At 67.7% G+C, this 12,632-nt stretch carries 11 protein-coding genes; 2 read left to right on the forward strand and 9 right to left on the reverse strand.

The window, feature by feature from the left end:
• Positions 1–206 precede the first annotated feature (206 nt).
• The 9 genes from der to BJQ90_RS22310 all read right to left on the reverse strand — a co-directional run bounded on the left by der (position 207) and on the right by BJQ90_RS22310 (position 9,808).
• Positions 207–1,757 (reverse strand): ribosome biogenesis GTPase Der, encoded by a 1,551-nt coding sequence (gene der / locus BJQ90_RS22270; protein WP_226762352.1) that lies wholly within the window; start codon positions 1,755–1,757, stop codon positions 207–209.
• Positions 1,754–2,479, reverse strand: a complete 726-nt coding sequence (locus BJQ90_RS22275) for a lysophospholipid acyltransferase family protein (RefSeq protein WP_226762373.1) — start codon at positions 2,477–2,479, stop codon at positions 1,754–1,756. The genes der and BJQ90_RS22275 overlap by 4 nt, the downstream gene beginning before the upstream one ends.
• A 28-nt stretch (positions 2,480–2,507) precedes the next feature.
• Positions 2,508–3,236: a (d)CMP kinase gene (gene cmk, locus BJQ90_RS22280; protein WP_226762353.1), complete on the reverse strand. Its 729-nt coding sequence runs from the start codon at positions 3,234–3,236 to the stop codon at positions 2,508–2,510.
• The gene (locus BJQ90_RS22285; RefSeq protein ID WP_226762354.1) at positions 3,236–4,345 is read right to left on the reverse strand and encodes a prephenate dehydrogenase; all 1,110 of its coding nucleotides are present in this window, start codon (positions 4,343–4,345) and stop codon (positions 3,236–3,238) included. Before BJQ90_RS22285 ends, cmk begins: the two co-directional genes overlap by 1 nt.
• A 2-nt stretch (positions 4,346–4,347) precedes the next feature.
• Positions 4,348–5,622, reverse strand: a complete 1,275-nt coding sequence (locus tag BJQ90_RS22290; RefSeq protein ID WP_226762355.1) for a pseudouridine synthase — start codon at positions 5,620–5,622, stop codon at positions 4,348–4,350.
• 111 nt (positions 5,623–5,733) lie between these two features.
• Positions 5,734–6,444 carry an SMC-Scp complex subunit ScpB gene (gene scpB, locus BJQ90_RS22295; RefSeq protein ID WP_226762356.1) on the reverse strand — a complete coding sequence of 237 codons (711 nt, stop codon included), beginning with the start codon at positions 6,442–6,444 and terminating at the stop codon, positions 5,734–5,736.
• On the reverse strand, positions 6,441–7,292 hold the full coding sequence (locus BJQ90_RS22300; protein ID WP_226762357.1) for a segregation and condensation protein A: 852 nt from the start codon (positions 7,290–7,292) through the stop codon (positions 6,441–6,443). Before BJQ90_RS22300 ends, scpB begins: the two co-directional genes overlap by 4 nt.
• A gap of 8 nt (positions 7,293–7,300) precedes the next feature.
• Positions 7,301–8,200, reverse strand: coding sequence for a ParA family protein (locus tag BJQ90_RS22305; RefSeq protein ID WP_226762358.1), 900 nt, complete (start codon positions 8,198–8,200; stop codon positions 7,301–7,303).
• 252 nt (positions 8,201–8,452) lie between these two features.
• Positions 8,453–9,808 carry a cation:dicarboxylate symporter family transporter gene (locus BJQ90_RS22310; RefSeq protein ID WP_226762359.1) on the reverse strand — a complete coding sequence of 452 codons (1,356 nt, stop codon included), beginning with the start codon at positions 9,806–9,808 and terminating at the stop codon, positions 8,453–8,455.
• 138 nt (positions 9,809–9,946) lie between these two features.
• On the opposite strand from BJQ90_RS22310, the gene BJQ90_RS22315 reads away from it, so the two are divergent.
• Positions 9,947–11,665 carry a sensor histidine kinase gene (locus tag BJQ90_RS22315; protein WP_226762360.1) on the forward strand — a complete coding sequence of 573 codons (1,719 nt, stop codon included), beginning with the start codon at positions 9,947–9,949 and terminating at the stop codon, positions 11,663–11,665.
• Positions 11,662–12,393: a response regulator gene (locus tag BJQ90_RS22320; protein WP_226762361.1), complete on the forward strand. Its 732-nt coding sequence runs from the start codon at positions 11,662–11,664 to the stop codon at positions 12,391–12,393. The genes BJQ90_RS22315 and BJQ90_RS22320 overlap by 4 nt, the downstream gene beginning before the upstream one ends.
• Positions 12,394–12,632: the final 239 nt, after the last annotated feature.

Raw genomic sequence — 12,632 nt, forward strand, 5'->3', positions numbered from 1 at the left:
CCCCAGTCAAGTGCGCTACCAAGCTGCGCTACAGCCCGTTAGTTCCGCCGTTCTCCGCTCTGGATGAAATTCTCATGGACTTCCAAAAGATTTCATCTGAGCAGTCCGGCCGAACCACCTCCAAAAGCTTACACGATTCCGGAGGGTGCCCGTGACACTTTCTGCATGTCACGGGAACTTTCTTCCCTCGGCGGGCGCGCGCGGAATTAACGCTTCTTGCCGCGCTTTTCCCGCACACGCATGTTGACCTCGATCGGCGTGCCCTCGAACCCAAAGGTTTCGCGGAGCCGGCGGGTGATGAAGCGGCGGTAGCCCGGGTCCAGGAACCCGGTGGTGAAGAGCACGAACTTCGGCGGGCGGCTTGAGGCCTGGGTGCCGAAGAGGATGCGGGGCTGCTTTCCGCCGCGGACCGGGTGCGGGTGCGCGGCCACCAGCTCGCCCAGGAAGGCATTGAGCCGGCCGGTGGAGATGCGCTTGTCCCAGCTTTCCAGGGCCGTGTCAAGGGCCGGGACCAGCTTGTCCTTGTGCCACCCGGTCAGCGCCGAGATGTTGACGCGCGGCGCCCACGCCACGTGGGCCAGGTCCTGCTCGATTTCACGTTCCAGGTAGCTGCGGCGTTCGTCATCGAGCAGGTCCCACTTGTTGAAGGCGAGGACCAGGGCACGGCCGGATTCGATGGCGAGCTGCAGGATGCGGACGTCCTGCTCGCTGAGGACTTCGTCCACGGCGAGGAGCACGACGGCGACCTCCGCCTTTTCGAGGGCGCTCTGCGTGCGCAGGGAGGCGTAGAAGTCGGCGCCCTGTGCCATGTGCTGGCGGCGGCGGATGCCCGCGGTGTCCACGAAACGCCAGGTGCGGCCGCCGAGTTCGATGAACTCATCGACCGGGTCACGCGTGGTGCCGGCGGTGTTGTCCACGACGACGCGCTCGGAGCCGGCCAGTTTGTTCAGCAGCGAGGACTTGCCGACGTTCGGACGCCCGATCAACGCGATGCGGCGCGGACCACCGGAGCGTTCCAGGCCTTCGATCGTGGAGAACTCGGGCAGGGTGTCCATCACGTGGTCCAGGAGGTCGGCGACGCCCCGGCCGTGCAGTGCCGAGACCGGGTACGGTTCGCCGAAGCCAAGGCCCCAGAGCCGTGCCGAGTCGGCTTCCTGCGCGAAGTCGTCCACCTTGTTGGCCACCATGATGACCGGCTTCTTGGACTTGCGGAGCATCTTCACGACGGCTTCGTCCGTGGCGGTGGCGCCGACGGCGGAGTCCACGACGAACAGCACGGCGTCGGCGAGTTCCACGGCCATCTCGGCCTGTTCGGCGACGCGGGCGTGGATGCCGCGGGCATCGTGCTCCCAGCCGCCGGTGTCGACCACCGTGAAGTTCCGGCCGTTCCAGGTGGCCGAGTACATCACCCGGTCACGGGTGACGCCGGGGGTGTCCTCCACCACGGCTTCGCGGCGGCCGAGGATTCGGTTCACCAGCGTGGACTTGCCCACGTTGGGCCGGCCGATGATGGCCAGGACCGGATCCAGCTTGACCGGGCCGTCGAAGTCCTCGTCCTCGTACCCGCCGCTCAGGAGGGCGGCGTCGTCTTCATCCAGGTCATAGTCGTCCAGGCCGGCCCGCAGGGAGGCCGCGCGGACCTCTGCTTCCTCATCGTCCAGGGCGGCGAGGTGCTCGGCCACCTGGTCCGTGCCGGTGGGCGTGTATTCATCTTCGCCGGCGCCAAATTGGCCGGAGGTTTGAGTCGTATCGCTCATTGCACTTTCCTTATGGGGTGATCTGCCGGCGTCCCGGCTACTGCTTCATGACGTTCTTGCGGGGAATCCGCGTCGGGCAAGGGCTGCCCGGTTTTTTGGATCGAGTCCTGGACATGGCGGGCCAGCGCGGCGCGGATCTCGGTTCCGGCCCTGTCCATTGAAACACGCCCGGTCTCGCCGGGCCTGCGGCTGACGTTGAGGGCTCCGCCGAAGCTGACGTGCAGCTTGCGGCGCAGCCGGGGAACGGCGTCGAGGTGCTCGCCGCCTTTGCGGGTACCGAGGATGGCCACGGGGACCACGGTCGCGCCGGAGTTCAGCGCGAGCCAGGCGACCCCGTTGTTGATGGCGGAGGCTTCGCCGCTACCGCGCGTGCCTTCGGGAAGGATCCCGACGCACCGCCCGGCGTCGAGCACGCTCTTGGCCGTCAGGAGGGCCGCCCGGTCGCCCGCGCGGTCCACCGCCAGCTGGCCGGAGGCCTGGAGCACGCGGCCGAGGAAGCCGGTGAACATTTCCTTCTTGACCAGGATGTGCATGGCGCGCGGCGATGCCCCGAACATCACGGGTCCGTCCAGGAAGCTGATGTGGTTGCCGGCGAAGATCACCGGACCGGTGGCCGGGACGTTTGAGCGCCCCGTGACCGAGGTCCGGTAGAGGACGTGGTCCAGCAGCCAGCCCACGGGCCGGCTCCACAGGGTGGTCCACCGGGCCGGGACCTGGGCCATGGCCGGCGCCCGGGCCGGCTGCCTCGCGTCAGTCACGGTTGATGGCCTGGTGGTTGACGATGCCGTGCACGATGCTGAGCGCGGCGTCGACGGTTTCGGCGAAGTCGAGCTCCGAGGAGTCCAGCGTCACCACCCCGTCGGCGGCCCGGGTGAAGTTCACCACGGTTGAGTCCTTCGCGTCGCGCTGGGTGACTTGCGCCGCGAGCTGTTCGGCGTTCTGGCTGCCGCCGAGCTGGATGCCCCGGCGGCGCAGACGGGCCTCTTCGCTCGCGGTGAGCAGCATCCGCACTTCGGCGTGGGGCGCGACGACGGTGGTGATGTCCCGGCCTTCGACCACCATGCGGTGGTGGTGCTTGCCGATCAGTTCGCGCTGCCGGCGGATCAGTTCGGTGCGGGCGCCGAGGGTGGTGGCGACGGCGCTGACGGCGGCGGAGATCGCCGGCTCGCGGATCGCGAGCGTGACATCGGTGCCGCCGACGCGGACGTATTCCTCCAGCGGGCTCGTGCTGATTTCCAGCGGAAGGCTCCTGGCGGCGGCCTCGACGGCGGCGCCGTCGTCCAGGTCCGTGCCGCTGTCCAGGCAGAGCCAGGTCAGCGCACGGTACATGGCGCCGGTGTCGAGGTACGCCAGCTTGAGCCGGCGCGCCACCTCTTTGCTGACGCTGGACTTGCCCGATCCGGACGGCCCGTCGATGGCTACGACGAGGCTTTTTCCGGGGCGCAGGATGTCCACGGTTTCAATAAGTTCCTGGGTCATTACTGGAGTACCCGCCATCCACGGTCATTGAGGGCTTCGATTAACAGTTCGTGCTTGTTCGGCAGCACGGAGATTTCCACCATGCCCACGTTCTGTCCCGAGGAGTGGTCCAGCCGGAGGTCCTCGAGGTTGACACCGATCTCGCCGATCTCCGTCAGGAGTTTGGCGATCTGCCCCGGGGTGTCATCCACCAGGACCGTCAGCCAGGAGTACGCCTGCGGGGGTCCGCCGTGCTTGCCCGGAATGCGGGACTGGCCGGCGTTGCCTTCGCTGATCAGCTGGGCAAGATCGAGCCGGGCACCGGGCGCTGTCGGGTTTTCGAGCGTGCCGATGACCCGGTTGAGGTCCTCGCGGACGCCGTGCAGGATCTCCACGACTTTCTCCGCGTTGGCACCGAGGATCTGCACCCAGAGGGTCGGATCACTCGCCGCGATCCGGGTGACGTCCCGCAGTCCGTTGCCGGCGAGGGACAGCGCATGCAGGGGGGTGCCCTGCAGCCGGCTGGCCACGAGCGAGGACACGACCTGGGGTACGTGCGAGACGAGCGCCACCGCCTCGTCGTGTTCCTCGGCCCCGAATTCGGACACGACGGCGCCGAGGTCCACGGCCAGCGCGCGCGCTGCCTGCAAAGCGTGGGGCAGTGTTTCCCCGGAGGGGCAAAGGACCCACGGCATGGAGGTGAAGAGTTCGCCGCGGGCAGCGACGGGACCCGACTTTTCCCGGCCCGCCATCGGGTGGGTGCCCACGTAGCGGCTGAGGTCGGCGCCGCGGGTGCGGAGCTCGGCCTGGATGCCGGCCTTCACGCTGGCGATGTCCACGACGGTGGCCCCGGGATAGTCCGCGAGGGCGCGTTCGACCACATCCGCCGTGACATCCGGCGGTGCGGCGACGACCACGAGTTCCGGCTGTTCTCCGTCAAGGCGCGCCAAGGGAAGGCCTGCGCCGATGTCGACGGCGACGGCCTGGTTGGTGGGCGAAGGGTCGGAGAGGAAGACTGCCACTCCGCGGCCCCGCAGCCCCAGCCCGATGCTGGTGCCCAGGAGCCCGGTCCCCACGACCACCACCGGACCGTTGAGGTGGCCGCGGCCGTGGGTGCGAAAGGCGGACATGCCTACAGCCCTACGGATGCCAGCAGGTGGCCGACTTCCTGCCTGCCGAGGTTGCGGATGCTGCCCTGGCGCTGGTCGCCCAGGCCGATGGGACCGACCTTTACGCGGACCAGGCGAAGCACCGGGAAACCGACGGCGTCGAAGAGACGGCGGACGATCCGGTTCTTGCCCGAGTGCAGTACGACCTCGATCAGCACGTGGCCCGGTGTGGAGTCCACAAGCTTGAAGGAGTCCACCGACGCGATGCCGTCCTCGAGTTCGACGCCGGCCTTGAGCTCGGCGCCGATGCCCTGCGGGAACGGCCCGCGGACCTGCACGAGGTAGGTCTTGGGCACTTCGTAGGAGGGGTGCGTCAGGCGGTTGGCGAGTTCGCCGTCGTTGGTCAGCAGCAGCAGCCCCTCGGTGGCGACGTCGAGGCGTCCGACGTGGAACAGGCGTTCGCCGTGGCTGTTGCGCACGAAGTCGCTGATGCACGGGCGGCCGTCCGGGTCTTCCATCGTGGAGACAACGCCCTTGGGCTTGTTGAAGACCATGTAGACCATGTTCTCGTCCAGCTGGATGCGGAGGCCGTCGACGTGGATGACGGCGGTCTTCGGGTCGACGCGGACGCCGAGCTCGGTGACGACCTGGCCGTCGACTTCAACCCGGCCCTCGGCGATCATTTCTTCGCAGACGCGCCGTGAGGCGACGCCGGCCGAGGCCATGACCTTCTGCAGGCGGATGCCGTCCTGGTCGTGCACTTCGGACTGGGGCACCTCGGCGCGGGGTCCGCGCTTGCGGGCCGGCTTGCGCACGGGGCCGAGGTTCTGGCCGAAGCGTTCACTGCCGAAGGCACGTGCGCCGGCGGTCTTCGGGGCGCCGGTGCGCGGCTTGGGCTTGAGTGCGCCCGGAGTGCCGGGGGTCTTGCCGAAGCCGGGCTTGCGGGCGGCAGCCTTGCGGGCTGCCTCCTTGCCGGAGGGCGCCTTGGACTTCCAGTCACCGGACGCGGGCTTGCCGGCGGGCACGCCGTCGGGTCCCTGCAGGTCCGGATCGATAAAGGCCTCTTCGCGGGGCTTGGGTCGCTTGAACGGGCGGTCTGCGCCGCCCTTGAAGCCCGCTCCCCCGCTGCGGCTTCCTGCGCCCTGCGCGCCGCGGGCTGAGCCGCCTTTGTAGTCGGCGCCGCCGCTGCGGCCTGCGCCGCCCTGTGCGCCGCGGCCGGAGCCCTGCGCTGAGTTTTGTCCGGCACTGTTACGTCCCGAACTGTTACGTGGTGAACCCTGGCGTCCCGCCTGTGTCATGACCCGTCCTTCGTTTGTTGGCCAACGGCCGCTGTCTCCCGACAACCCCCGCCGGCTGGGGCAAAAAGCCTCTGCCCTGGTTGATATCCGTGCGCAGGCAGTTGTTCCTGCCTACATTCTTCCTGCGTCATAGAACTCTTCGATGCCTTCCAGCCCCGGAAGATGGGGTGAAAGTTGCGGCAATTCCGCGACCGAGCCGATTCCCATTCGCTCCAGGAAATACGACGTCGTGCGGTACAGGATGGCCCCGGACTCAGGATCAGTTCCTGAGTCCTCGATCAGCCCCCGCTGCGTCAGCGTCCGCACGACAGAGTCAACATTGACTCCTCGAATTGCAGACACCCGCGCCCTTGATACGGGCTGGCGGTAAGCGATGACGGCGAGCGTTTCGAGCGCCGCCTGCGTCAGCCTGGCTGTCTGTCCCTCCAGCACGAAGCCGCCAACGATGTCGGCGAACTCGGTGCGCGAATAGATCCGCCAGCCTCCGGCAATATTCCGCAATTCAAAACCCCGGGGGGTGGCACTGAAGCCGTTGAAACTGGCATCGTCCACATCCGGGGCATTAACAGTATAGCCGTTATACTCCCGCTGCAGTTCCACGAGCAGCCCCTCGACGACGTCGACGGTCAGGTTCAGGCCGGAGGCGAGCTCGGTCGCCGTCGCCGGCTGGTCGATCACCATCAGGACGGCCTCGAGGGCGGCCCGGGCACCGCCGGGGAGGCTGCCGAGGTCGGGGGCGCCGTCGTTTTCGGCTGCCGCCCGTGCCGCAGCGGCAGCGTCTGCGGTTGCGTCGGCTGCCTGTCCGGTTCGGGTTTCGTTCACGGCTGCTCCTCATATTCTTCACTCAGGTTCCCGCTGTTCCAGCCCTCGACGCCGGCGCTCCAGCGGACGGTCAGGTCCCCCAGCGGGAGCAGCTGTTCGAAGGCCACCGCCTTATCCCGGAACAGCTCCAGCAGCGCCAGGAAGCGTGCCACCACCACGAGGGTGGACTCGGCGTCGGCGATCAGCGCCCGGAAGGTGAGCGGCGTGCCCAGCCGCAGCCGGTGGCCCAGCAATTCGGCCTGTTCCTTGACGCTGACCGGGGTGCCGTGCAGGTGGGCGAGGCCAACCTCGGTGGGTGCGGCTTCCCGGGGCTTGAGTGCGGCCTCGGCCAGGCCGGCGAACTGCTGCGGGGTGTGCCGCCAGAGGAGCTCCGGCAGCAGTGCCGCGAAGTGGCCCTCCAGGGCGACCTGCCGCGGATACCGTCGGGCCTCCAGCTCAAGGGTGGCACCCATCATGCCGGCCACGTGCTTGAACGCCTTGTACTGCAGGAGCCGGGCGAAGAGCAGGTCGCGGGCTTCGAGCAGCGCAATGTCTTCCTCGTCCTCCACCTCGCCGGCAGGCAGCAGCCGGGCCGCCTTGAGGTCCAGCAGTGTGGCGGCGATGACGAGGAATTCGCTGGCCTCATCCAGGGCCCACTCCTCGCCCAGATTCTGCAGGCGCTTGATGTACTTGATGAACTCATCGGTGACGGTGGACAGCGCCACTTCGGTGATGTCCAGCTGGTGCTTTGAAATCAGTCCGAGCAGGAGGTCGAACGGGCCGGTGAAGTTGGCGAGCCGGACCTCGAAGCCGGGCTTCTTCCCGGCCGGCGCGTCCGGTCCCGCTGCGGGAGCACCCGAATCTGTCACGGCCCTGACTAGGGCGCGCCGCCGCGCGAAATGAGCTCTTTGGCCAGGTTCCGGTACGCGTCGGCGCCGATGTGGTTGCCGGCGTAGCTCGTGATGGGCTCGGCCGCGACGGTGGCGTCGGCAAACTTGATGGAGCGCTTGATGACGGTCTCGAAGACCTTGTCGCCGAAGGCCTCCACCAGCCGGGAAATCACCTCGCGGCTGTGCAGTGTGCGGGCGTCGTACATGGTGGCGAGGACGCCGTCGACCTGGAGCCGCGGGTTCAGGCGGTCCTGGACCTTGTCGATGGTCTCCACCAGCAGCGCCACGGCGCGCAGCGCGAAGAACTCGCAGATCAGCGGGATGATCACGCCGTGGGAGGCGGTCAGTGCGTTCACGGTGAGCAGTCCGAGTGATGGCTGGCAGTCGATCAGGACGACGTCGTAGTCATCCTCAACCTTCTTCAGGGCCCGGTCCAGCACTTGTTCGCGGGCCACCTCGTTGACGAGCTGGACCTCCGCGGCGGAGAGGTCGATGTTGGCCGGGAGCAGGTCCAGGTTTTCCACGCCGGTCTTGTGGATGGCGTCGCGGATGTCGACCTTGCGGTCCATCAAAACGTTGTAGACCGTGAGATCCAGCTCGTGCGGGTTGATGCCGAGGCCGGCGGAAAGGGCACCCTGCGGGTCGAAGTCCACGACGAGCACGCGGCGGCCGAATTCCGCCAGCGCGGCCGCCAGGTTGATGGTGGAGGTGGTTTTACCCACTCCGCCCTTCTGGTTGACCATGGCGATGACCCGCGCCGGACCGTGGGATGACAGCGGCGCGGGCTCCGGAAAGTCGCGTTGCGGGCGCCCGGTGGGGCCCATGACGGCGTCTTCCAGATCGAGTTCGGTGCCTTCCAGAGTTGCTGAACCCTGTTCGCTGCTCACGTATCTATCCACACTTTCGATGACGGTGATGGCCGTGCCTGGTATTGCTGCCGCTGGAGTCCCAGGGCCGGTCTTATTCCTCCCAAGGTTACAGCGCCCGACACGGTATTCCGCGGACCTTGACAGCGGCCGTTGTTTGAGCCTCAACCCTCTGGTAGAAGTCGAAGGTTGCCGTTGTGGCACAAAAAACCGCCCGGACGCTGGCAGGCGTCCGGGCGGTCTTGGCCAGTCACTGGCGGGGGTTGGAACAGCTCAGGCGTTGGCCAGAACGGGCTTTTCCGGGGCCGCTTCCTCCGCAGGCGCACCGTGTGCGGCGATCATGGTCTGTTCGTTGAAGGGCTCGTTGCCGGAGAGGACACGCTCGACCTGTCCGCCGTCGATCTCCTTAACCCAGGTGCCAATCAGCACGGTGGCCACGGCGTTGCCGGTGAAGTTGGTCAGCGCCCGGGCCTCGGACATAAAGCGGTCGATGCCGACAATCATGCCCACGCCGCCGAGAAGCTGCGGAGCATGCGCCTGGAGTCCGGCAGCCAGCGTGGCCAGGCCGGCACCGGTGACGCCTGCGGCGCCCTTGGAGGCAATGATCATGAAGATCAGCAGCGACACCTGGGCGCCCAGGTCCAGCGGAGTGCCCATGGCGTTGGCCACGAACAGCGAAGCCATCGTCAGGTAGATGGCCGTGCCGTCGAGGTTGAAGGAGTAGCCGGTGGGGACTGTGACGCCAACGACCGGCTTGGACACCCCGAGGTGTTCCATTTTCGCGATCAGCCGGGGCAGCGCGGCTTCGGAGGATGAGGTGGAGAAGATCAGCAGGTATTCGCGGCCGAGGTACTTCATCAGCCGGAAGATGCTGACGCCGGCGACGATCTTGAGCAGGCCGCCGAGGATCACGACGATGAACAGGGCGCAGGTGATGTAGAAGGCGATCATCAGGGTGGCCATGCTGAAGATGGCCTGCACGCCGGTGGCACCGACGACGGCGGCGATCGCGCCGAACGCTCCGAGCGGGGCCAGCCACATGATCATGACGAGGATGCGGAACACGAGGGCCTGGCCGTAGCCGACGGCCCTGAGGATGGGCGTCCCCTGTGCGCCCATCCGCTGAAGGGCGAAGCCGACCAGGATCGCGGCGAGAAGGGTCGGCAGGACCGGGATGTCGCCCGGGATGATGCCCAGCAGGAAGTCCACTGTGCTGTCCGAGGCCGCCTTCTTGTTCGGATCGTAGGGGGCGAGCTTGAGGCCCTCGCCGGGGTGGATCAGGTTACCGACGACCAGGCCGATGGCCAGCGCGAAGGTGGACATCACCATGAAGTAGCCCAGGGCCAGGCCGCCGACCTTGCCGACCGTGGCCGCCTTGGCGATGGAACCGATGCCGAGGACGATGGTGCAGAAGATGACCGGCCCGATCATCATCTTGATGAGTTTGATGAAACCGTCGCCCAGCGGCTTCAGGGACTTGCCGACCTCGGGGAACATCAGCCCAACGAGGGCGCCGAGGACGACGGCCACGATGACCGCGATGTAGAGATAATGGGACTTGTCGAGCCCCTTGCGCTTCTTGACCGGCGTCGCGGCGGGTGCCGCCGACTCTCCTCTTTGAGAGGTCATGGTGTTCTCCTTGGATAGGCTGGACGTCGGTGCGGCACAGGCTGTGGGCCCATCGCGTCCGTTCTTCGTGTTCCACCATCATTGGGGATTCAGTGACGCGCATCACCGTTGCGTTCATATTGGTCATGGAAGGTGTGGATGATTCACCGCTGGAGCATTGCCCGACGGCTGTTTGTGGCCCATCTGCTCTTCATCCTGAGCCTGACGGCCGTCGTCGGCACCGCCACGTTCGTTGACGCGCGCGACCACGCCTATGACGAGGCGGGCCGGCGGATGGCCGCCGTCGCGACCGCCGTGGCCGACAGCCCCCTCGTGCTGGAAGCGGCGGGTGCGCCGGATCCCTCCGCGCTGCTGCAGCCCTACGCGATGAAAGTCATGGCGGACGCGAACGCGGATTTCATCACGATTATGGCGCCGGACCGCACCCGCTGGACCCACCCCCGGAACGAGGAACTGGGCAAGCCCTATATCGGTTCGATCGATGCGGCCCTGGACGGCAGGGTCTTCACCGAGATCACGGCCGGCACGCTCGGCCCCTCCGTCCGCACCATCGTGCCGGTCAAGGACGCGGACGGCACGGTGCGGGCACTGGTCGCCGCCGGCGTCACCGTCCGCACCGTGGACATCGCCGTCTCCGGCAGGCTGCCCGCGCTCTTAGCCATCGGACTGGCCCTGCTCGCGGGCGGATCGCTGGCGTCCTGGCTGCTGGGGCGGTACCTGCGGCGGGTGACGCGCGGCTGGGGTCCGGAGCAGCTCGCCCAGCTCTTCGCCTACTACGAATCGGTCCTCCACTCGGTCCGCGAGGGCGTCATCCTGATCGATCCCAAGGGCAAGGTGGTGATGTACAACGACCAGGCCGCCGAACTGCTGGGGCTCACACCGCTCTCATCCGAGGGCGCAGGAACAGCTGCCGGCGCCGCCGGGGCATCCGCCGGCGGCGGACAGCAGGAAGCGCCGTCACTCGGGTCGCTCCCGCTGGCCCCCAGCCTGCGGGAACTGTTCGAATCGGGCCGCACCGCGCTCGACGAGATCCACCTGACCGGCCCGCGGGTCCTTGTGGTCAACCAGGGACCGGCCGTCGGGCCCGGTTCCGGCGGCGGCCGCACGAACACGGCCGTGTATGGCACCGTGGCCACCATCCGCGACCGCACCGAAATCGAGTCGCTGGGCAGCGAGCTGGAAACCATGCGCACGCTCTCCGATGCCCTGCGCGCCCAGACCCACGAGCACGCCAACCGGCTTCACACGATCGTTTCCCTGATGGAACTCGGACGCGACAGTGAAGCCCTGGACTTCGCCACCCAGGACCTTGAGCTCAGCCAGCGGCTAACCGATGACCTCGTCAGCTCCATCGACGAGCCAGTCCTCGGGGCCCTCATCATGGGCAAGGCCGCGGAGGCGCACGAACGGGGCGTCGAACTGACCCTCAACACCCCCGGGGACGGGCATGGCCCGTCAGCTGTAACCGGGCTGGCCGTGCAGGACCTGGTGGCGATCCTCGGCAACCTCCTGGACAACGCCATCGACGCTGCCGCCGAGGCGCCGGCCCCGAAACTCGTGGAACTCACGGTGGCAGCGTCCGCCGGGACCCTTGAAATCACCGTGGAGGACAGCGGCCCCGGGATCGATCCGCAGGCCGTGGAGGACATCTTCCGGCACGGCTTCAGCACCAAGGCACCAGGGCCGTTCGGCCGGGGTCTCGGCCTGGCCCTGGTCCGCCAGGCGGTGCAGCGGCTCGGCGGTACCATGACAATCACGAGCCCCGCCGGGGCGCTGTTCCGCGTCACGCTGCCCGCTGCCCCGACAATACAGCCGGTATCGCCGCCGGCATCACTGACCACCGAGGGACAGCAATGAGCGTCATCCGTGTACTGGTCGTCGAGGACGAGCCCATCGCAGCGGCAGCCCACGCCGCCTATGTCGGCCGGCTGGAGGGATTCACGCTGGCTGGATCGGCTCCGGACGGACAGTCCGCGCTGCGGCTGCTGACGGAATTCGCGGCCTCGGGCACCCCGGTGGACCTCGTGCTGCTGGACATGAACCTGCCGGACCTGCACGGCCTGGACATCGCGCGCCGCATGCGTGCCGCCGGGCTGTTCGCGGACATCATCGCCATCACCGCGGTCCGGGAACTGAACATTGTCCGCAGCGCGGTGGCCACGGGCGTGGTCCAATACCTGATCAAGCCCTTCACCTTTGCCACCTTCGCGGACAAGCTGACCAGCTACCGGCAGTTCCGGGAGCAGCTGGCCTCCCCCGCGGCCGGGCATGCCGGTCCCGGGGCCTCGCAGAGCGAGGTGGACCAGGCCTTCGCCAGCCTGCGGGCCCCGTCGGAGCTGCCGCTGCCCAAGGGGCTGGCGGCGTCCACGCTGGAGGCGGTGCAGGACTTCATGAAGCTGCAGTCCGGGGCCGTGTCGGCGAGCGAAGTCATGGAAGCGCTCGGCATGTCGCGGGTGACCGCGCGGCGCTACCTGGAATACCTCGCCGACGCCGGAACGGTCACCCGGACAGCACGTTACGGCGCCCCCGGCCGGCCGGAGAACGAATACCGCTGGCGGCAAAGCTTAGCGGACGCTCCTTCCTGACTGTCGCCGGAAACCGCCACATTAACTGCCCCCATCAGGGAGAACTGCGACAGCCGGAAAGTAACCCGTCACTCAATGCAGACTTTCGGTGCGGCCGCCCGGCCCCGGCAGCGGAATCACGCCGTCGGAGTCGACGGAGGATCCAAAAGCCTGCTCAGCGTGACACGGCTGTCGTAACCCCGCTATTCCACAGCTGCTCACCCGCCGCGGCGGGGCTGGACGCCGCGGCGGTGCCGGAC

Source organism: Arthrobacter sp. SO3 (assembly GCF_020532825.1).
In the GTDB taxonomy this organism is placed as follows: Bacteria; Actinomycetota; Actinomycetes; order Actinomycetales; family Micrococcaceae; genus Arthrobacter.